This window comes from Pseudomonas sp. WOUb67 (assembly GCF_050058005.1).
Taxonomy (GTDB): Bacteria; Pseudomonadota; Gammaproteobacteria; order Pseudomonadales; family Pseudomonadaceae; genus Aquipseudomonas; species Aquipseudomonas putida_R.
This window is the reverse complement of record NZ_CP170112.1, coordinates 5,366,410-5,387,604: the sequence shown is the minus strand read 5'-3', so window position 1 is coordinate 5,387,604 and position 21,195 is coordinate 5,366,410. Positions and strand designations below refer to the sequence as shown.

Annotated in this window: 16 protein-coding genes; 3 read left to right on the top strand and 13 right to left on the bottom strand. The window is 64.1% G+C overall.

Annotation, left to right across the window (positions count from 1 at the left end; all coding sequences use genetic code 11):
* Positions 1-17: 17 nt before the first annotated feature.
* From ABOC32_RS23890 to ABOC32_RS23875, 4 genes are all read right to left on the bottom strand, one after another.
* Positions 18-1,688 carry a protein kinase domain-containing protein gene (locus tag ABOC32_RS23890; protein WP_426809120.1) on the bottom strand — a complete coding sequence of 557 codons (1,671 nt, stop codon included), beginning with the start codon at positions 1,686-1,688 and terminating at the stop codon, positions 18-20.
* Positions 1,689-1,697: 9 nt separating this feature from the next.
* Positions 1,698-2,909, bottom strand: coding sequence for a nitrate/nitrite transporter (locus ABOC32_RS23885; RefSeq protein ID WP_426809119.1), 1,212 nt, complete (start codon positions 2,907-2,909; stop codon positions 1,698-1,700).
* A 445-nt stretch (positions 2,910-3,354) separates the two neighbouring features.
* A complete protein-coding gene (locus ABOC32_RS23880; protein WP_016500786.1) occupies positions 3,355-3,930 on the bottom strand; it encodes an ANTAR domain-containing response regulator in 576 nt (191 codons plus the stop codon).
* 10 nt (positions 3,931-3,940) lie between these two features.
* Entirely contained in the window at positions 3,941-5,155 is a 1,215-nt protein-coding gene (locus tag ABOC32_RS23875) for a CmpA/NrtA family ABC transporter substrate-binding protein (RefSeq protein WP_426809118.1), read from the bottom strand.
* A 145-nt stretch (positions 5,156-5,300) separates the two neighbouring features.
* Between ABOC32_RS23875 and ABOC32_RS23870 the strand changes: the two genes are divergently transcribed.
* Positions 5,301-6,326, top strand: coding sequence for a quinone-dependent dihydroorotate dehydrogenase (locus ABOC32_RS23870; protein WP_426809117.1), 1,026 nt, complete (start codon positions 5,301-5,303; stop codon positions 6,324-6,326).
* 96 nt (positions 6,327-6,422) lie between these two features.
* On the opposite strand, the gene rmf is transcribed toward ABOC32_RS23870, so the two are convergent.
* The gene (gene rmf, locus ABOC32_RS23865) at positions 6,423-6,638 is read right to left on the bottom strand and encodes a ribosome modulation factor (RefSeq protein WP_003248687.1); all 216 of its coding nucleotides are present in this window, start codon (positions 6,636-6,638) and stop codon (positions 6,423-6,425) included.
* 562 nt (positions 6,639-7,200) lie between these two features.
* On the opposite strand from rmf, the gene rlmKL reads away from it, so the two are divergent.
* Together rlmKL and ABOC32_RS23855 are read left to right on the top strand one after the other, a co-directional pair.
* The gene (rlmKL, locus tag ABOC32_RS23860) at positions 7,201-9,393 is read left to right on the top strand and encodes a bifunctional 23S rRNA (guanine(2069)-N(7))-methyltransferase RlmK/23S rRNA (guanine(2445)-N(2))-methyltransferase RlmL (RefSeq protein ID WP_086976281.1); all 2,193 of its coding nucleotides are present in this window, start codon (positions 7,201-7,203) and stop codon (positions 9,391-9,393) included.
* A 94-nt stretch (positions 9,394-9,487) separates the two neighbouring features.
* Positions 9,488-11,878 (top strand): diguanylate cyclase, encoded by a 2,391-nt coding sequence (locus tag ABOC32_RS23855; protein ID WP_426809116.1) that lies wholly within the window; start codon positions 9,488-9,490, stop codon positions 11,876-11,878.
* 130 nt (positions 11,879-12,008) lie between these two features.
* On the opposite strand, the gene dacB is transcribed toward ABOC32_RS23855, so the two are convergent.
* The 8 genes from dacB to ABOC32_RS23815 form a co-directional block, all read right to left on the bottom strand.
* Complete coding sequence (gene dacB, locus ABOC32_RS23850; protein WP_234229597.1) at positions 12,009-13,466, bottom strand: D-alanyl-D-alanine carboxypeptidase/D-alanyl-D-alanine endopeptidase; 1,458 nt, start codon at positions 13,464-13,466, stop codon at positions 12,009-12,011.
* A 186-nt stretch (positions 13,467-13,652) separates the two neighbouring features.
* The gene (locus ABOC32_RS23845; protein ID WP_043203364.1) at positions 13,653-13,997 is read right to left on the bottom strand and encodes a YggL family protein; all 345 of its coding nucleotides are present in this window, start codon (positions 13,995-13,997) and stop codon (positions 13,653-13,655) included.
* Between the two features lie 41 nt (positions 13,998-14,038).
* Positions 14,039-17,671, bottom strand: a complete 3,633-nt coding sequence (locus tag ABOC32_RS23840; RefSeq protein WP_426809115.1) for an ATP-binding protein — start codon at positions 17,669-17,671, stop codon at positions 14,039-14,041.
* An 8-nt stretch (positions 17,672-17,679) separates the two neighbouring features.
* Entirely contained in the window at positions 17,680-18,297 is a 618-nt protein-coding gene (locus ABOC32_RS23835; RefSeq protein WP_426809114.1) for a response regulator, read from the bottom strand.
* A 285-nt stretch (positions 18,298-18,582) separates the two neighbouring features.
* Positions 18,583-19,914 (bottom strand): deoxyguanosinetriphosphate triphosphohydrolase, encoded by a 1,332-nt coding sequence (locus ABOC32_RS23830; RefSeq protein ID WP_426809113.1) that lies wholly within the window; start codon positions 19,912-19,914, stop codon positions 18,583-18,585.
* 147 nt (positions 19,915-20,061) lie between these two features.
* Positions 20,062-20,391 (bottom strand): hypothetical protein, encoded by a 330-nt coding sequence (locus ABOC32_RS23825; protein WP_016500775.1) that lies wholly within the window; start codon positions 20,389-20,391, stop codon positions 20,062-20,064.
* Entirely contained in the window at positions 20,388-20,762 is a 375-nt protein-coding gene (locus ABOC32_RS23820; RefSeq protein WP_426809112.1) for a phage holin family protein, read from the bottom strand. The genes ABOC32_RS23825 and ABOC32_RS23820 overlap by 4 nt, the downstream gene beginning before the upstream one ends.
* Positions 20,763-20,771: 9 nt before the next feature.
* The gene (locus ABOC32_RS23815) at positions 20,772-21,086 is read right to left on the bottom strand and encodes a DUF883 family protein (RefSeq protein ID WP_016500773.1); all 315 of its coding nucleotides are present in this window, start codon (positions 21,084-21,086) and stop codon (positions 20,772-20,774) included.
* Positions 21,087-21,195: the final 109 nt, after the last annotated feature.

The window sequence follows — 21,195 nt, the reverse complement described above, 5'->3', positions numbered from 1 at the left end:
TCATCGGCAGGGTGCGTTCAGCCTTTTAGCAGGCTGAGCAGCAAAATCAGGTTGAACAGCAAAGACAGCAGGGCCAGGGTGCGCCACACCTTCAGCGGCTCGCGCTCCAGCAATGGCCGTGGGCGGCTGGGCAGTTCCTGGCGGTCGCCGCGTTCAAGCAGCAGCAACCAGTGTTCGGCCGTTTCGAAGCGTTGCGCCGGGTCGGCGGCCACCGCCTGTTGCAGGTTGTGTTGCAGCCATTCCGGCAGGTCGGGGCGGTAGCGTGCGGCGTTGATTGGCTGGCCGAAACGCGGGCGCTGGAAGGCTTCCAGCTCGCCATAGGGGTAGTGCCCGGTCAGCAGGTGGTACAGCGTCACGCCCACGGCATACAGGTCTTGGCGCGGGCTGGGCGGTTGGCCATCGAAGGCTTCCGGGGCGATGTACGAGGGTGTGCCGGGCACGTCGTGCAGCGGGTCTTCGGACAGGCCCGGGCAGTAGGCCAGGCCGAAATCCAGCAGGCGCAGCTGGCCATCGCTGCCCAGGTGAAGGTTGTCTGGCTTGATATCGCGGTGCAGCAGGTTGCGCCGGTGCAATACACCGACCGCCTGCAGCAGTTGCCGGGCCATTTCCAGCCATTGCGGCAGGGGCAGCGGGCCGCGTTCGGCCAGCAGCGCCGCAAGGGTCTGGCCGGGGTATTCGCGCATCACGTAGTACAGGTGTTGCCGCTGGCTGGCAGCATGCAGCTCGGGGAAATGGCGGCCAGCGACCCGGCGCAGGAACCATTCTTCCAGCAACAGCCCTTGCGCTGCCTTAGGCTCCTGCTCGCGTGCGCCAGGCAAGGTCTTGAGCAGCCAGGGCTGACCTTGGCCGTCGCGCACCCGGTACAGCAGCGACTGGCGGCTGTGCGACAGCAGCTGTTCGGTGTGCCAGCCATCGATCACCTGGCCTTCGCGCAGCGGGCCGGGTAACGGCCATTGCTGTAGCTGTGCCAGGGTGTCGCCGAGGTTGCTCGTGCCCAGTTGCTCGACCTGCACCAGCAAGGCACTGGCGTTGTCCTGGCTACCATTGAGGTGCGCGCTGGCTACCAGCGTGTCGGCTGCCAGTTGCAGGTCGGGCTGCTCACGCAGCACCGCCTGGATGTGCTGGTCACCCAGGCTGGCCCAGACCCCGTCGCTAAGCAGCAGGAAGCACTCACCCGCCTGCAGCTCGCCCTCCAGGTAATCCACCAGCAGGTGTTGGTCCAGGCCCAGTGCGCGTTTCAGCACATGCTGCATGCCCGGCTGGTCCCACACATGGTCTTCGCTCAGGCACTGCAGGTGCCCAGCGCACCAGCGGTACACGCGGCAGTCGCCGACATGGGCCAGGGTGAAGCGCCGGCCCCGCAGCACCAGTGCGCTGAGGGTGGTCAACAATGGCTGGCCGCTACCCTGGGCGCGCAGCCAGCGGTTCTGCGCCAGCAGTAGGCGATCGAGTGCCTGGGCCACGCTCCAGGTGGCGGGGGTGGCGTAGTAGTCCAGGGCCAGGGCCTGCAAGCTGGCGCGGGCTGCCAGGCCGCCATCGGCGCATTGGCTGACGCCGTCGGCAAGGGCGAACAGGTAGCCCTTGCTGGCGGCCAGCTCTGGCGCCGGGGTCACCAGGCGCAGGGCGTCCTGGTTCTCCGCACGCGGCCCGGTGGCGCTGGCCTGGGCAAAACTCAGTTGCAGGCTCACTGGCGTGCCTCAGACCCGCGCTGCAGTGACTGCAGCCGAGCCCCAGGTAGTGCGCCAGCGTTGTTTCACGCCGTGCAGGCCGAACCACGCCAGCAGGCCCAGGCTGGCGAACAGCCACAGCCCCAACTGGTAGTCGCCGGTGTGCTGCTTGATGGTGCCAAGCCCGGCCGCCAGCAGGAAGCCGCCGATGCCGCCGGCCATGCCGATCAGCCCGGTCATTACGCCGATTTCCTGGCGGAAGCGTTGTGGCACCAGCTGGAATACCGCGCCATTGCCAGCGCCCAGGCCAAGCATGGCACTGATGAACAGCGCCAGTGCGGCGGCCGCAGATGGCAGGTTGAAACCGACTGCGGCAATGCAGATGGCGGCCACGCTGTACATGCCCAGCAGGGTGCGGATGCCGCCGAAGCGGTCGGCCAGGGCGCCGCCGAGCGGGCGCATCAGGCTGCCGGCGAACACGCAGGCAGCGGTGTAGTAGCCGGCGGTGACCGGGCTCAGGCCGTACTGGTCGCTGAAGTAGCCGGGCAGGGCGCTGGCCAGGCCGATGAAACCGCCGAAGGTGACGCTGTAGAAGAACATGAACCACCAGCTGTCACGGTCGCCGAGGGCCTTGAGGTAGTCCGCCATGGCTTTTGGCTTGGGGCGCTCTGGGGCGTTGCGTGCCAGGAGGGCGAACACCACCAGCGTCAGCGTCAACGGAATCAGCGCGAAGCCGAACACATTGTTCCAGCCAAAGCCGACGGCCAGCACCGGGGCCAGCAGGGCGGCGAACACCGTGCCGGAGTTGCCGGCGCCAGCAATGCCCATGGCTTTGCCCTGGTGTTGCGGCGGGTACCACTGCGACGCCAGCGGCAGCGAAACGGCGAACGAAGCGCCGGCAAAGCCGAGGAACAAGCCCAGCAGCAGCACCTGTTCATAGCTGTGTACGCCGAAGTGCCAGGCCGCCGCCAATGCGACGATGACCACCACCTGGCCTATCAGGCCAGCGGTCTTGGGCGACAGGCGGTCGACCAGCATGCCCATGGCAAAGCGCAGGATTGCCCCGGACAGGATCGGCATGGCCACCATCAGGCCCCGTTGTTGTGCACTCAGTTGCAGGTCACCGGCAATCTGCACCGCCATCGGGCCCAGCAGGTACCAGACCATGAAGCTCAGGTCGAAGTACAGGAACGCAGCGAACAGCGTGGGCACATGCCCGGATTTCCAGAAGCTGGTACTCATCGAACACCTCACTCGGCATAGCAACGGAACGAAAAAGACGCCGCTACCCGCTCCACGCAGGTGGAGGGGAGAGCGACGTCTTTGTCGGGATTTAAGTGGGGCAACCGCCGTTGGCTACCGGTGATGTTTGTTCAGCAAGAGATGGGCCAACTTCTGGGAGCGGCCGGCATGACATTTTCTGCGCCTGTGAGATCGAGCGCCGCCCGCGCGGCGCATCGCGAGCTGCGCTCGCTCCTACGTTTGTTTTCGGCCAGTAACGCCTGCGGCAGGCACGCGCGACCGCCTTGTTTGTACGGCGCGTTATCAAGCCATGCGACAAGGCATTCGCGCGCAAATGGCGCAGGAATAATTGGCCCGAAACAAACGTAGGAGCGAGCGCAGCTCGCGATGCGCCGCGCGGGCGGCGCTCGATCTCACAGGCGCCAACAATCTCATGGCGAGCACATCAGCCGAGCATCTCGTGCATGGCAATGATCTGTTCTGCCACCTGAATCAGCTTCTGCTGCCGGCTCATGGCCTGGCGGCGCATCAGGGTGTAGGCCTGTTCTTCGTTGCAGTCTTTCATTTTCATCAGCAAACCCTTGGCCTGCTCGATGCGTTTGCGTTCGGCCAGTTGCTGGTCGCGGGCTACCAACTGCGCCTTCAGTGCCTGGTCGCTTTCGAAGCGGGCCATGGCCACGTCCAGAATCGGCTGCAAACGGGCGGCATGAATGCCTTCGACGATATAGGCACTGACGCCCGCCTGGATCGCCTGGCGCATCACCCCGGGGTCGTGCTCGTCGGTAAACAGCACGATGGGGCGCGGCTGGTCACGGCTGACCAGTACCACCTGTTCCATCACATCGCGGTCAGGTGAGTCGGTGTCGATCAGCACCACATCCGGGCGCACCGTTTCGACGCAGGCGGGCAGGTCGATGGTCAGGCCTGGGGCTTCGGTGACCTCGAAGCCGGCCTCGATCAATGCCGCCTTGAGGCGGCCGAGTTTGTGCTGGGTGTCGTCGATCAGCAGGATGCGCAACATGGTGGCCCCCTCACGCGCCGACACGGGCATCGGGCCAGTCGCCCAGTGCATGCAGGCTGAAACTGCGGGCATAGCCGGAGGGGTCGCTGCCGTCCCAGCGGGTGCCGTCGATCAGCAGGCTGCTGCGCATCGGCTGCTCGGGGCACGCTACGCCCATGCTCTGCGCTGCCTCGCTGTACAGTGCCAGTTGCTGTACCTGGCGGGCTACGCCGAGGTAGTCGGGGTCTTCGCGCAGCAGGCCCCAGCGGCGGAACTGGGTCATGAACCACATGCCGTCGGACAGATACGGCAGGTTGGCCCGGCCATGGTCGAACAGGCGCAGGGCATGCCGGTCTTGCCAGTGGTTGCCCAGTCCATCCTGATAGTTGCCAAGCAAGCGTGGCTCGATGCTCTCCAGCGGTGTGTCCAGGTAGGCGCTGCCGCTGAGCAGTTGCGCGGTGCTGCGGCGGTTTTCCGGGCTTTGCTCGATGAACCGGCTGGCGGCGAGGATTGCCTTGATCAAGGCGCGGGCGCTGTTGGGGTACTGTTCGGCGAAGGCGCGGGCGCAAGCCAGGACTTTTTCCGGGTGGTCCGGCCAGATCGACTGGCTGGTTGCCAGGGTGAAGCCCTGGCCCTTGGCCACCGCATCGGCGGCCCAGGGCTCCCCTACGCAAAAGCCGTCGATGCGCCCGGCCTGGATATGTGCGGCCATCTGTGCCGGCGGCACCACCACGCTGTCGACGTCGCGCAGCGGGTGGATGCCCTGGCTGGCCAACCAGTAATACAGCCACATGGCGTGGGTGCCGGTGGGGAAGGTCTGGGCGAAGGTCAGGCGCGCGCCATGCTGGTGCACCCATCGCGCCAGTGCTTCAGGGTTGATCACGCCTTTGCGCTGCAGGGCCGGGGACAGGTTGATGGCCTGGGCGTTCTGGTTCAGGCCCATGAGCACCGCCATGTCACTGGCCGCTACGCCCCCAATGCCCAGATGCACGGCGTAGACCAGGCCATACAGGCAATGTGCGGCGTCCAGCTCACCACTGACCAGCTTGTCGCGCAGCCCCGCCCAGGAGCCCTGGCGCTTGAGGTTGAGGGTAAGGCCATGTTGCTGGGCGAAGCCCTGGGTGGCCGCGACCACCACCGAGGCGCAGTCGGTCAGGGCCATGTAGCCGATGTTCAGGCTGGGCTTCTCGGGCGCATCGCTGCCGTTGACCCAGGCCAGGGGCGTTGCTCGGGGTGCAGTGTTCACAAGGTTCCTCGCCTGTACTGATTAGGCTGTGGGCCAAACCGGTGCAACCGATGTGCCAGGGCTGCAGTGGCCCCATGATTTACTGTCCTGCCGGCGCCACGGTGGCTATAATCGCCCCCTCACTCACCCCGAGTCTTGCCCGCCCATGTATACCCTGGCCCGCCAGCTGCTGTTCAAGCTTTCTCCGGAAACTTCCCACGACCTGTCCCTGGACCTGATCGGTGCCGGTGGCCGCCTTGGCCTCAATGGCATGCTGTGCAAGCAGCCGGCGGCATTGCCGGTCACGGTCATGGGCTTGAACTTCGCCAACCCGGTGGGCCTGGCTGCCGGCCTGGACAAGAACGGCGCGGCCATCGACGGTTTTGCCCAGCTGGGCTTCGGCTTTGTCGAGATCGGCACCGTCACCCCGCGCCCGCAGCCGGGCAACCCCAAGCCACGGCTGTTCCGCCTGCCGGAAGCCTCGGCCATCATCAACCGCATGGGCTTCAACAACCTGGGGGTCGATAACCTGCTCGACCGTGTACGTGCTTCGCGTTACAGCGGCGTGCTGGGCATCAACATCGGCAAGAACTTCGACACCCCGGTCGAGCGTGCCGTCGATGACTACCTGATCTGCCTGGATAAGGTGTACACCGCCGCCAGCTACATCACTGTCAACGTCAGTTCGCCGAACACCCCGGGCCTGCGCAGCCTGCAGTTTGGCGATTCGCTCAAGCAGTTGCTCGATGCCCTGGCCGTGCGCCGTGAGCAGCTGGCCGCCACCCATGGCAAGCGCGTGCCGCTGGCCATCAAGATTGCCCCGGACATGAGCGACGAAGAAACCGCGTTGGTGGCAGCCGCATTGATGGAATCGGGTATGGATGCGGTGATCGCCACCAACACCACGCTGGGCCGTGAAGGTGTCGAGGGGCTGCCGTACGGTGGCGAGGCGGGCGGCCTGTCGGGCGCGCCGGTGCTGGAAAAGAGCACCCACATCGTCAAGGTGCTGGCAGGCGAGTTGGGCGGCAAGCTGCCGATCATTGCTGCCGGTGGCATTACCGAAGGCCGCCACGCTGCCGAGAAAATCGCCGCCGGGGCGAGCCTGGTGCAGATCTACTCGGGCTTCATTTATAAAGGCCCGGCGCTGATCCGCGAGGCGGTGGACGCTATCGCGGCAATGCCACGGGGTTGATCGACAGGCAAAAAAAGGGCCCCTTCAAGGGGCCCTTGGGCCTTCGCCCGCCGCCCGGATGGGGCGTGCATGGTAAATCGAATTCAGTGTCCTCGATCAGCCAACGGCGTGATTTTCGTTGAGTCTATGGATGCCAGCGGTGCCAGTCATTCCGTCCCAGTTATCACCGCGACCTTCGCGCCAGCCGTTGATCCAGGCTTGGCGAACAGAAGGAAGATTGAAAGGGCAAAGTTCGCGGGATTTGCCGGTGACCCCGTATTGGTAGCCACGTGAATATGCTCTTTCCAACGGATCACGCTTAAGTCTTCTCATAGGGTGTTGCCCTCACTTGTTGACTGTAATGTCCCGTCGGCCTCTCTGAGGCCGGGCAGAGTCTTTCTGCCGGTTTGCGCTCGCTGCCGGCGTGGCGAGCTGAAGGTGCCGCCTCGTTGCGAAGCGGCCTGAGACCAGTTCTAACGAATGCGAGTCACGGTGTGAATGATCGATTTGTCATAAGCACGTAACCTTTCATAGGGTCAGGGGATAAGTAAATAAATGCGACTTAACCTTATTTGAGGTTGAGCCCGCTATGATCGGGGTTTGCTGATCATTGACGTCATTTCGCCAGCGTTGCTCGTGGGTGACAGAAATAATTTTAAATGCGACGAAGGGTCACACGGGCCCCGCCATCGCCAGAATTTTTTGTACTGCCTGATGATCTAAGCTGTCTTTGCCACTGTGGCCGAGCGCAGATCGGTCAGGCGGCCCGGCCCTTCGCGGCACGCTTATGTGCCAGAAAAGGCCACCCGCACGCCTGCTGGAAAGGCATGCGGGCAAACATCGCGGGGCGATGCGTCGCCTCGTCAGTCAAATAGCCCAAGGCTCTGGAATACTCATGTCGGACCGTTTCGAACTCTACCTCACCTGCCCCAAAGGCCTCGAAAGCCTGCTTGCCGAAGAGGCCAAGGGCCTTGGCCTTGACGAGGTGCGTGAGCACACCTCGGCCATTCGCGGCGAGGCCGACATGGAAACCGCCTACCGCCTTTGCGTCTGGTCGCGCCTGGCCAACCGGGTGCTGCTGGTGCTCAAGCGCTTCTCCATGAAGAACGCCGACGATCTTTACGATGGCGTCAACGCGGTTGACTGGGCCGACCACCTGGCAGCCGACGGCACCCTGGCGGTGGAGTTCAGTGGCCATGGCTCGGGCATCGACAACACCCACTTCGGTGCGCTGAAGGTCAAGGATGCAATCGTCGACAAGCTGCGCAACCGCGAAGGCCTGCGCCCGTCGGTGGAAAAGATCGACCCTGACGTGCGTGTGCACCTGCGCCTGGACCGTGGCGAGGCCATTCTTTCCCTCGACCTGTCCGGCCACAGCCTGCACCAGCGCGGCTACCGCCTGCAGCAAGGTGCTGCGCCGCTGAAGGAAAACCTGGCGGCAGCCGTGCTGATCCGCTCGGGCTGGCCGCGCATTGCCGCCGAAGGTGGCGCCCTGGCCGACCCGATGTGCGGTGTGGGTACCTTCCTGGTCGAAGCCGCGATGATCGCTGCCGATATCGCGCCCAACCTCAAGCGTGAGCGCTGGGGTTTCAGTGCCTGGCTCGGCCACGTGCCGGCGCTGTGGCGCAAGGTGCACGACGAGGCGCAGGCGCGGGCGCAGGCCGGCCTGGCCAAGCCACCGCTGTGGATCCGCGGCTACGAAGCCGACCCGCGGCTGATCCAGCCGGGTCGCAACAACGTCGAGCGCGCTGGCCTGGGCGACTGGGTGAAAATCTATCAGGGCGAGGTCAGTACCTTCGAGCCACGCCCGGACCAGAACCAGAAAGGCCTCGTCATCAGCAACCCGCCCTATGGCGAGCGCCTGGGTGACGAAGCCAGCCTGCTGTACCTCTACCAGAACCTGGGTGAGCGCCTGCGCCAGGCCTGCATGGGCTGGGAGGCGGCGGTGTTCACCGGCGCGCCTCAGCTGGGCAAGCGCATGGGTATTCGCAGCCACAAGCAGTACGCGTTCTGGAACGGCGCCTTGCCGTGCAAGCTGCTGCTGTTCAAGGTGCAGCCCGACCAGTTCGTGACCGGCGAGCGCCGCGAAGCGCAGGCTGACAACACTGAAGTCCGTGAGCAAGCGCCGGTAGCCAGTGAGCCGGCGCGCCTGTCGGAAGGGGCGCAGATGTTTGCCAACCGCCTGCAGAAGAACCTCAAGCAACTGGGCAAGTGGGCCCGCCGCGAGCAGGTTGACTGCTACCGCCTGTACGATGCCGACATGCCCGAGTACGCCCTGGCGGTCGACCTGTACCACGACTGGGTGCACGTGCAGGAGTACGCCGCGCCACGTTCGATCGACCCGGAAAAGGCCCAGTCGCGCCTGCTCGATGCGCTGGCCGCTATCCCCCAGGCACTGGGTATTTCACCGCAACGTGTGGTGCTCAAGCGCCGCGAGCGGCAGAGTGGTACCCGCCAGTACGAGCGCCAGGCCACCGAGGGCCGCTTCCAGGAAGTGAACGAAGGTGGCGTCAAGCTGCTGGTCAACCTCACCGACTACCTCGACACCGGGCTGTTCCTTGACCACCGCCCGATGCGCATGCGTATTCAGCGCGAGGCTGCCGGCAAGCGTTTCCTCAACCTGTTCTGCTACACCGCCACGGCTTCGGTGCATGCGGCCAAGGGCGGCGCACGCAGCACCACCAGCGTCGACCTGTCGAAAACCTACCTCGACTGGGCGCGGCGCAACCTGGCGCTCAATGGCTTCTCCGAGCGCAACCGCCTGGAGCAGGGCGATGTGATGGCGTGGCTGGAAGCTAACCGCGACAGCTACGACCTGATCTTCATCGACCCGCCAACCTTCTCCAACTCCAAGCGCATGGAAGGCGTGTTCGACGTGCAGCGTGACCACGTGCAGCTGCTGGACCTGGCCATGGCTCGCCTGGCGCCGGATGGCGTGTTGTATTTCTCCAACAACTTCCGCAAGTTCCAGCTCGACGAGCACCTGATGACGCGCTACGCGGTAGAGGAAATCACCGCCCAGACACTGGACCCGGACTTTGCCCGCAACAACCGGATCCACCGCGCCTGGCGCCTGCAATTGCGTTGAGCCGACGAGGTACATTGCGCGGATAATGGCCAATAGCTATAAATGAGAGGAGGGCGAGATAATCCGCAGGACGCTGACGTGACGAGATGGGTGTATGTCAAAGTGTGGCGTGCGTGCGCGGTTATTTGGCCTGTGCACAGAAGCGGTGTCCGCCTGGGCGGTGGCGCTGGTGGCTTTGGTGGCGGGCGGCCTGTTGACGGCCGCCTTGGCGCTTGCCGCGCATACGTTTTACAAGCAGCAGCTGCGCCAGCGTTTCGAGTTGCTGGCCAGCGAGCGCTTTAGCCGCATTGCCGAGCGCTTTGACGAACAGCAGCAGCGCCTGGACGGCCTGCGGCGGTTCTTCAGCTTTTCCAACGAAGTCACCCCGCTCGAATTTGACGGTTATGCCCAGCCGTTGCTGCAACGCACCCTGGCCTACGCTTGGGCGCCGCGTGTCGAAGCCGCACAACGCGTCGAGTTCGAACGCCATGCCAGTGAGCATTCAGGCCCGGGCTATGTGATTCGTGACCAGGACGCACAAGGCCAATGGCGCCCCGCGCCGCTGCGCGATCATTACTTCCCTGTGTTGTATACCCAATCCGGTGAAATGCCAGGGCTGCCCTATGGGCTGGACCTTGCCGGCCAGGCTGCATCCCAAGCTGCCCTGGCACGGGCACTCGGGCCTGGCAGCATGGCGGTGTCCGAACCCTTGGTCATGTACGAGATCCCTTCGTACGCGCGTGGCTTGCTGCTGGTGGCACCGGTGTTTTCCGACGCCAACCCGCATGGCGCAGCCGTAGGCTATGTGACGGCCTTGCTGAGCATGCGCGAGCTGGTCAGCGATGGGCGGCCAGTACCGGCGGATGACAACCTGGTGGTGCGTATCGTTGATCCGTCCGGGATGCAGGGGCCGCAAGTGTTGTTCGACTCGCTGAACCAGGTCGCCCCCTTGTCGCTGGCCAGCAACCAGCTGTTGCACCTCGCCGACCACCACTTCCAGTTGAGCATCCTGCCGAGCCTGGCGTTCGTGCAGGCCAATCGTTCGTCGGCAGTGCTGGCAGTCGTCCTGCTGGGTGGGTTGTTGAGCCTGCTGCTCAGCGCCTTGCTCTACAGCCTGTTCAGCCAGCGTCAGCGCGCCTTGGCCCTGGTCGAGCAGCGCACCGCCGAACTGCGGGTCAGCGAGCAGTCGCTGCGCGGTACCCACAACCAGCTACGCAGCGTGCTGGATGCGGCGACCCAGGTGGCAATCATTGCCACCAACCTCAAGGGTGTGGTCAGTACCTTCAATGCCGGTGCAGAGCGGATGTTCGGTTACCCGGCCAGCGAGGCGATCGGCCAGTTGCGCCTTGAGCACCTGGTGCTGCCCGAGGAGCTGAGCCTGCGCGGCCATGCCCTGAGCCTGCGCTATGGTCGCCCGATTGCCGGTGGCCAGGCGATGTTCGCCGAAACAGTCCAAGAGCATGGCGCAGAGCCTGGGGAATGGACCTTGGTGCGCGCCGATGGCAGCCAGCTGGTGGCCAACATGCTGGTTACCGCCATGCTGGATGAACAGGGCTTGTGGGTTGGCTACCTGGCCATCTGCATTGATGTCACCGAGCGGCGGCGGGTGCACGAGGCGCTGGCCGCGCGCGACCGGCTGCTGGAAAAGCTCAGTGCCGAGGTGCCGGGCGGTATCTACCAGTACCGCCTGGATGCCGACGGCCATTCGTGCTTTCCCTATGCCAGCCAGGGCCTGTACGACATCTACGAAGTGGACCTGCAGCAGTTGCGCGAGGATGCCACGCTGGTGTTCGAGCGCATCCACCCCGATGACCTGGACCGCGTGCGCCGCTCGGTGCGGTACTCGGCCGAGCACCTGGCGCCCTGGCGCGAGGAATACCGGGTGTGCCTGCCGCGTGCCGGCCTGCGCTGGGTGCGTGGCGAAGCGACGCCGGAGGTGGGAGAGCAAGGCTGTACCCTGTGGCATGGCTACCTGACGGATATCTCCGACCTCAAAGGCGTGGAGGAGGAACTGCGGGCGTTGTCGGTGACCGACTCGCTGACCGGCATCCATAACCGCCGCTACTTCCAGGACCGGCTCAAGGTCGAACTGGAACGCGCCCAGCGCGACGGCCTGGCGTTGGCCGTGATCATGCTCGACATCGATCACTTCAAATGCATCAACGACCGCTTCGGCCATGCCATGGGCGACCGCGTGCTGCGCAGCCTGTGTCAGCGTATTGGCCAGCGCTTGCGGCGTACTGATGTGTTCTGCCGGCTGGGTGGGGAAGAATTCATGGTGTTGTGCCCGGGCAGTGATGCCGAGCAGGCGCGGCTGCTGGCGCTTGAGTTATGGCAAGGGGTGCGCACGGTGCCGGTGGAAGGCGTGGGCCAGGTGACCGCGAGTTTTGGTGTGGCGGGCTGGCGGCCAGGGGAGGGCGCTGATGCCTTGCTGCTACGGGCTGATGCGGGTGTCTATGCAGCCAAGCAGGCCGGGCGGGACCGGGTGGAAGGGGAGTCCGCCTGATAGCTGCCAGTTGTCGGTACTGGCCCTTTCGCGGCTAAAGCCGCTCCCACAGGTATTGCGTGGGCCCGAAGCCTGCGCTGTACCTGTGGGAGCGGCTTTAGCCGCGAAAGGGCCGGCACTGGCTGACCAATCAGTTGGCCGCTGTGCTACCGGCCAGCTTCGGCTGGCGATACAGGTCGAGCAGCACCTGGTCGAGCACCTGCGAAGCACCCCACGGTTTCGGGTCGTTGAGGATCGCCGCCACCGCCCAGGTATGGCCGTTGCTGTCGCGGCTGAAGCCGGCAATCGCCCGCACGGTGTTCAGCGTGCCGGTCTTGATGTGCCCTTCGCCGGTCATGGCGGTGCGCTTCAGGCGCTTGCGCATGGTGCCGTCCATGCCTACCAGCGGCATCGAGCTCATGAACTCGGCAGCGTAGGGGCTCTTCCAGGCGGCCTGCAGCATCTCGGCCATTTCCCGGGTGCTGACCCGCTCGGCACGCGACAGGCCAGAGCCGTTCTCCATGACCAGGTGCGGCGCGGTAATGCCCTTTTTCGCCAGCCATTGGCGTACCACGCGCTGGGCGGCGCGGGCATCGTCGCCATCGGCATCGGTGCGGAACTGCGCACCCAGGCTCAGGAACAGCTGCTGGGCCATGGTGTTGTTGCTGTACTTGTTGATGTCGCGGATCACTTCCACCAGGTCTGGCGAGAAGGCGCGGGCCAGCAGGCGAGCACTCTTGGGCACGTTCTCGATGCGGTCGCCACCCTGGATGCTGCCACCCAGCTCGTTCCAGATCGCGCGCACGGCACCGGCGGCGTAGGTGGCGTGGTCCAGCAGCGACAGGTAGGTCTGCGAGTTGCAGCCGTCACCCAGCTGGCCGCTGACGGTCACGCTGATGCCATCGGCCTGGGGCACCGGGTTGTAGCGCACATCGCCTGTGCACTGCTTTGATGCCACCGCCTTGACCTGGTTGTCGATGCGGATGCTGGCAATCGGTGGCTCGACCGCGATGGTGACCTTGCCACCATCGTTACGGGCCACGAAGCGCAGGGCCTTGAGGTTGACCAGCAGCGAGTCGGGCTTGACCAGGAACGGCTTGTTCTCATCACCGCCGTCATCGTTGAACTGCGGCAGGTTGGGCTGCACGAAGTGGCTACGGTCCAGCACCAGGTCACCGGTGATGGTGCGCACGCCATTGGCGCGCAGGTCACGCATCAGCAGCCACAGCTTTTCCATGTTCAGTTTCGGGTCGCCGCCACCTTTGAGGTACAGGTTGCCATTGAGCACGCCGTTGCTCAGGGTGCCGTCGGTATAGAACTCGGTTTTCCACTGGAAGGTCGGGCCGAGCAGTTCGAGGGCCGCGTAGGTCGTGACCAGTTTCATGGTCGAGGCCGGGTTGACCGAAACATCGGCGTTGAACACGGTCGGCGTGCCGGGGCCGTCCAGCGGCAGCATCACCAGCGACAGGGCAGTGTCCTGCAGCTTGTTGGCCTTGAGCGCCTGCTGCACTTTGGCGGGCAGGGTGGTATTGACAGCGGCGGCCTGGCTGGGCAGTGCGAGTGGCAACAGCAGGCTTGCAAGAACGAAGGGACGAAGCGTTTTGATCATAATGGATAAATACCCTGCGGCGAGGGAAAAGGGCATTGGGGCTGTAAGAGATGGTGGCCCCACGACGAAAGAGTACGCATTATGCCCCAAGCGTAGCGACGATGCGCCACGTTCGACGGAAAAGCACCGCCAATAAAAAAGGCCACCCGCAAGGGCAGCCTTTTCAGCAATCAAGCCAGGCAGGGATCACTCAGCCTTGTTGATCGGCTTTTCCGGGTACCAGGCGTCCAGCAGCGGGCTGACTTCGATCTTGGTCAGTTCGCTACGGCCCTTGAGCCAGGCTTCAACGGCGGCGCGCTGTTCTTCGCTGGCCGAGCCGCGCTTGATCGAGCACACCAGGCCGTAATCGTCACCGCCTACATAGTCCAGGCCGTTGGCGTCCATCGCTTCTTCCAGGAACGCATCGAGGAAAGCATCGATAGCCTGGTCATCCAGATCTTCCTTGAATTCCAGGTTCAGCTCGAAGCCCAATTCCTGAAACTCGTCGACACACAGCTTTTTGCGCAGACGACGGGAGCGGTTTGTGGCCATGAAACAATCCTCTTAGGTAATAACGCCGCGCAGTCTACCAGTTAACACGCCTGGTTGCCTGCCTGAGTGCATGCGCCGGTGCCCAGTTCCCTGGCCAAAGCCCGTTCCACCCGGCACATGTGCCGCGCCAGCGCCTGGCGCCGCAACCGCAGCTGGTGGGTAGGCAAGCCGCAGGTCTCCAGCGCTTCGCAGGCCGCCATCAGGTCGGGTGCTTCCAGCATGCGCGCGGCGCTCAGTACCTTGTGGGCCTGCTCGGCAATGGCGTCGCCGTCATGCTCCGGATGCAGCGCCATCAAGCTGGCCAGGTCGGCCTGCAGGCTTTGCTGCAAGGCCAGCAGGAAACGCTGGCGGTCGGCGGGGTCATGCCCGACCACGGCAGCCAGGCCGTCCAGGTGGTACAGCTTGCGCCGGGGCTTTCCTTGGCCGCGCGGGCGAATGCTCGCCAGGCGCTGGCTGAGGGTACCCAGGCTGATTGGCTTGAGCAGGCAGTCGTCCATACCGGCGCTCAGGCACTGGCGGCGTACTTCTGGTTGTGCGTTGGCGGTGTAGCCGAGAATGGTGCAGCGCCTCCGCTTGCCATGGCGTTCTTCGGTACGGACGGCGGTCGCCAGCTGGTAGCCGTTCATGTGCGGCATGTTGCAGTCGAGCACCAGCACATCGAAGTCGCCTGCCCGCCAGGTGGCCAGGCCTTCGCGGCCATCGCGGGCGCTGGCGTGTGCCAGGCCCAGATAGCCGAGTTGCTGCGCCATCAGTTGCAGATTGGCCGGGTGGTCGTCGATCACCAGCACGTTCAGCCGCGGGTCGGGCACGTCGAGGTGCTCCAGAAGCGGTGCTGGCAGCGCGCCGCCATCAATCCGTTGCAGCGGCATCTTCAGGCGTACCTGGGTGCCTACATCTTCCAGGCTCTTGATGGTCAGGCTGCCGCCCATCATTTCGCACAGGCTGCGGCAGATGGCCAGGCCCAGCCCGGTACCCGCACGGGCGCCCTGGCTATGCGGGTTGACCTGGATAAACGGGTTGAACAGGCGCTGCAAATCGTCGGCATGTATGCCGATGCCACTGTCGCGCACCTCCAGCTCCAGCACTGCGGGCGTGGTATTGCCGTTATCCAGCAGGCCGACGCAGATGCGAACCTGGCCATGTTCGGTGAACTTGATGGCGTTGCTCACCAGGTTGGACAGCACCTGTTTGAAACGCAAGGGGTCGAGCAGGGCATGGCAGCGCGCGGCGGGTGTGATGATCACCTCCAGGGCGAGGCCTTTCTGCCGCGCCTGCCCCTCGAAAATACGCCCCACCGATTCGACCAGGGCTGCAAGGTCGACGGCCTCGGGGGCCAGGGACAAGTGCCCGGACTCGATGCGCGCGATGTCGAGAATATCGCCGATCAGGCCAAGCAGGTCCTTGGCTGAATGGTGCGCCAGCTCCAGTGCACTGCGGTCCACCCGGCCTTGGTCGGCGCGTTTGACCGCCAGTTCGAGCATGCCGATCACCGCGTTCATCGGGGTGCGGATCTCGTGGCTGATGGTGGCCAGGAAGGTACTCTTGGCGCGGTTGGCGTCGTCGGCCTGCTGCTTGGCCTGGCGCAGCTCCATTACCAACTGGCGACGCTCGCTGATGTTGATCCAGCCGCCGATGATGCCCTGCACCTCTCCCAGCGAGTCGCGGTACGGCAGTATCCAGTGATAGATGGTCATTTCGCGGCCTCTGATCTGCAGCGTCCGGTCCATGATCAATGGCGAGCCTGCGGCCATGACCTTCAGGTAGTCGGCCTGGATCTGCCGGGTCTGCGCGCCGTCGGCAAACAGGCTGCCGTCCAGCTGTTTGCCGATGACTTCGTCGGAGCGGGCCTGCACGGCCTCCAGATAGCTGTAGTTGCAGCTTTGCAGGCAGCCCTCGCGGTCACGCACGTACATGGGGTGGGGTGTGCCGTTGAGCAGGGCACGCATGAACGCCAGTTGGTCGTTCAGTGCACGTTCGGCGCGTTGGCGCTGGCGGATCTGCAGGCGCAGGCGGGCGTTCCAGAGCAAGGCCAGCAACAGGAGCGCGACCGTACCCAGCACCGCTTGTAACGCAAGCCGGCTATAGCCTTTGTCGTTGCCATCGTCGTGCTGTCCGAAACCGCGCCAGCGGTTGTTGATCACCCCGAGTTCTTCGGGCGAGATGCTCAGCAGCGCCTTGTCGAGGATCGACACCATTGCCTGTGACGGGGTGCTGGTGGCCATGGCGAAGTTGGCGGGTTCGCTGCCGACCGTGGTACGGATGACCAGCCCGGGGTTGCTGGCCAAGGCATGGTTGGCGTCGATCAATGTGGTGATCACCGCATCGACGGCACCGCTGTTGAGCAATGCCATGGAATAGAACGCGCTTTCGGTCTCGACCCAGCCAATTTTCGGATAATGCCGAGACAACATGGCGCCCATGGCGCTATGGCGGGTAATGGCAACGCGATGCTCCTGCAACTGCTCCAGCGTGCTCAGCCCCTTGTCGTCCTTGCGGCCGACCAGCACGAAAGCGCTCTCCAGGTAGGGGCGGCTGACCTGCAGGTCGTTTTCGGTCACCCCGCCAGTGGCCAGAGCGGCAATTACATCTGCACGGCCATCTTTGAGGCGGGTGATCATGTCGGCGATGCCGCTGGCACGCTGCACTTCAAAGCGCAAGCCGGTGCGCAGGCTGATCAGCTCCAGCAGGTCGGCGGTGATGCCGCGAAAATGCCCCGAGCTATTGAAATACGATAGCGGCGCAGCCGTATCATCGATCGTCACGCGCATCACCGGGTGGTCTTGCAGCCATTGTTCCTCGGCGTCGGTCAGTTGCAGCTTGCGGTCGGTCAGCAGCAGGTCGCTGCCGGCGCTCCAGCGTTTGAAGATGCTGGCGCGCAGGGCCGGGGTCTGGCTGTCCAGAGTGGCGTTCACCAGCGCCAGTAAAAGCGTGTCCTGCTGGCGCAAGGCAAAGCCGAAACCAATGGCCTCGTGCTGGCCAAAATTTGCCATGCGCAGGCGCGGCAGGTGGCCGCGGTTGAGCAGGTAGTGGGTGGAGATGGTGTCGCCGATGTACACGTCGGCCTGGCCGAACGCCACGGCGTTCAAGGCTTGGCTGGAGGAGCCAAAGGCCAGCAGCTCGGCCATGGGGTAGGTGCTGCGTACCTCCTGCTTGGGCAAGTAATGGTAAAGCATGCCCAGGCGCATGCCGGTCAGGTCCATGTCGAGCGGGCGGCTTTCGTCTTCGCGTGTCACCAGTACCGGTTGGTCAACGGCATACGGGTGCGACAGGGCCAGCGCGTCGCTGGCAGCTTCGTAGCCATTGGCGGTGCCAAGCAGGTCGATATCGCCCTGCCTGAGCGCCTCTACCGCCGCCTGGCGGCTGGGGAAGCGCAGCACCCGTACGGGTAACTGCAACGCCGCGCCGATCAGGCTTGCGTATTCGGCGGTGAGCCCCTGGTAGTCGCGGCCGCCACTGGTGATGTCGAACGGCGGGTAGTCCGGAGCCGACGTGCCCAGTACCAGTTCCTGACGGCTTTCGAGCCATTGTTGTTGCTCGGCCGTGAGCATGGGTTGGGTCGGCTTGGCAGATGAACGGGCCAGTAAGGTATAGGACGAGGCTTCGTGGTAGGTAGCCTGTGCTACGCCGCTGAAGAGAAGCAGGGCGAGCAGCAGGCGAGTGACGGGGCGCGCCATGACCACCCTCAGACCAGCGCGTTGCGTTTGGCCATTTCGATCAGGTCGACCAGCGTACTGACCTGAAGTTTGTGCATGAGGCGCTTCTTGTAGGTGCTGACCGTCTTGCTGCTGAGGAACATGCCCTTGGCTATTTCCTTGTTGCTGCGGCCTTGGGCAAAGAGTTGCAGTACCATCAGTTCGCGGTCATTTACCTGGCGGAAAAGTTGCAGGTCGGTGTTGGCTGTCTGGTTATGCTTTATTGCCTGGCTGGGGAAATAGTTGTAACCGGCCAGCACTGCCTTGATTGCACTAAGCAGTTCACCCAGGTCTTCCTGCTTGCACACATAGCCTGCGGCCCCGGAGTGCATGCAACGCACGGCAAACAGTGCGGGAGACTGTGCGGTCAGTACCAGCACCTTCAATGGCAGGGCCATGGCCTGGAAGCGGGAAAGCACCTCCAGGCCGTCTAACTTGGGAATGCTGATGTCGAGGATGACCAGGTCGGGAGCCGTTTCACGAATCATCTGCATGGCGTCCACGCCATTGTCCGACTCGCCGACAATCTTGTAGTTCTGGTTTTCCAGCAGCATACGGACGGCCAGGCGGATGACAGGATGATCGTCGACAATAAATATGGAATGCATGTTCAACTTCCCTGCGGGCGATTGAGGGGGACAGCCGGCACCTTATCGCAGTTGCAAGTCATCGGGCATGCGAGGAAGGGCGATTCGCCTCTTATGGGAAATGGATTACAAGATAAAACAAAACGGGCTACGAAATTTAGGTTTTTGACCCAATGTCAAAGCGTGATTAGTAACTTTTCATGGACTTTTATTCGTGCTGTTTAACTTGCCGACAGTATATGTAGGAAGTTTCCTGCAACACCCCGTGCAGCAACGGCTCAAGGGCCGAGGCTGCACGGGCGTGCTTCAGGTGGGGCTGGAGCGGCCGGTCATTTCCCTGGCCATTTCGCTGGCGTAGCTGTCGGTCATCCCGGCGATGAAGTCGATCATGCGCAGGAAGGCGCTGTGCAGAGAGGCATGCGGGTCCGGGGCATTGTTGCCGATCAGGTCCAGCACCCGGCGGCTTTTGAACGAGGGTGTGCGCCCGCCGTGCTGTTCGAGCGCTGCGCCACAAAAGGTGTTGAGCAGAATCTCCAGTGTGGTGTAGGCGCCGATTTCGTGCAGGGTCTTGCGCTTGTCCTGGAAGATCTTGTTGCGCGCCATGTCCTTGGCCTGCAGCACGCAGCGCTTGGCCGGGCCGTGCATGTGCTCGACCAGGTCGCCCGTCAGGTGCCCAGCCAGCAATGCCTGCTGCTGCTCGACGAACGCCTGGGCGGCGGCGTTGGTCAGGTGCTCGATAGCCTTGCCACGCAGAATCGCCAGCTTGCGCCGGCGGGAATCGCGTGGGCCGAGTTGGCGATAGGTTTCTGGCAGGTCTTCGCCGACCAGGTCAAGCAGCAGCGCTTCCACTTCAGTGTATTCCAGCAGCTCCATTTCCAGGCCGTCTTCCAGGTCGATCAGCGCATAGCAGATGTCATCGGCGGCCTCCATCAGGTACACCAGCGGGTGGCGCGCCCAGCGCTGCTCGTCCAGTTGTGGCATGCCGAGCTTGCGGGCGATCTGCTCCAGCAGGGGCAGTTCGCTCTGGTAGCTGCCGAACTTGTGCTTCTTGTAGCCCAGGGCGTCAGCGTGGCGCGCGCTCCAGGGGTATTTGAGGTAGGTGCCGAGGGTGGCATAGGTCAGCCGGGTACCGCCGTCGAACTGGTGGTACTCCAGTTGGGTGAGTACGCGAAAGCCCTGGGCGTTGCCCTCGAAATTCAGGAAGTCAGCCCGCTCGTCGTCGCTCATGTCATCCAGCCAGCCGCGCCCTGCGGCCTGCTGGAACCAGTGGCGGATGGCATCCTCGCCGGAATGGCCGAAGGGCGGGTTGCCGATGTCGTGGGCCAGGCAGGCTGACTGCACGATCATGCCCAGGTCGCTGGGGGCGCACCAGCCGGGCAGGTTGTCGCGCAGGGTTTCACCGACGCGCATGCCCAGCGAGCGACCTACGCAGCTGACTTCCAGCGAGTGGGTCAGACGCGTGTGGATATGGTCGTTGCTGGAAACCGGGTGCACCTGGGTCTTGCGCCCGAGGCGGCGAAAGGCGCCGGAGAAGATGATGCGGTCATGGTCTTTGTGGAAGGGGCTGCGCCCGAGTTCATCGGCGCTGTAGAGGGCTTTACCCAGGCGTTCGCGGGTGAGCAGGGTGTGCCAGTCCAAGGCGCATTCTCCTGTGGATCGAAGGAAGCAGCATAACCTGTAGGAGCAGCCTTGTGCTGCGAAGAGGCCCGGTTGATCGACACACGTGTGTCGCCGGGCCGGCCTCTTCGCAGCACAAGGCTGCTCCTACAAAGGGACGTGCAGTGTTCAGGGGCGGCGGTTGCCTTGCAGGTACAGGCGCACCAGCGGCAGCAGGCTGCTGCCCAGGCGCACCAGCCGTGCCAGGTTACCGCTGCGCACACCTTTGCCGGTGAGGAAACCCAGCGCCACCACGGCGCCAATCCCCCACAAGGGCGCATGCTTGATCCCCAGCCCTTCGTGCAGTGAACTGCCCATGCCGCGCACGCGGCGCAACGGTTCCATCAGTTGGCCGGACTCATGGCGGATTTCCTGGCGGTGCATCTCCATGCGCAGGCGCAGCAGTGCTTTGCGCAGTTCGCGCGGGTTACGGGTGTTTGGCAGTTGTGGCAGGCTCATGGCAACAGGCGCTCCCGGTCCTTGGCGAGTTCGTCGAGGGTGGCCCCGAAGGGCGACGATTCGTCGAACACCGCAGCCTTCAGGCGCAAGCCGCAGTACAGCGCGGCAAGGCCATAGAACACGCACAGGCCGATGATGCCGGCCAGGCGATAACTGTCCCACAGCAGCACCAGCAACAACCCGGAAAGGGCTGTCAGCAGCAGCAGGGCAAACACCAGGGCCAGGCCGGCGAACAGCAGCAGGCGCAAGGTGCGGCCCTTCTGCTCCTGCAACTCGATGCCGAACAGTTCAATGTGGCTGTGCAGCAGCCCCAGCGCAGCCGCGCCCAGGCGCTTGCCCGAGGCGCTGGCGCCGTTGGCTTCATTCTCCATGGGAACCCCTTAGCGCCGGTTGGCCAGCAGGCCGATCAACAGGCCGACGCCGGCCGCGATGCCGATTGCCTGCCACGGGTTTTCCTGCACGTACTGCTCGGCGCTGCCCAGCGCGGCCTGGCCGCGTTCGCGTACCGAGTCCTGGGTCAGTTGCAGGGTTTCGCGAGCCTGGGTCAGGCGGTCGTGAATCTGTTCGCGCAATTCGTCGGCCTGGTCGCCGGCCAGGTTGGCAGTGTCGGCCAGCAGCCGCTCGGTATCGCGTACCAAAGCCTGAAAGTCAGCCATCAGTATTTCTTGTGCAGTCTTTGCCGATTTGCTGGCCATGGGCGTCTCCCTGTCGATGAGTGTTGGTAGTTCGAGTAATAGCACGCGCGGAAGGTTCAAGTGGCGGCGCTGGTATGGGCTTTGCTATGGCTTTGCCACGTTGCGGGGC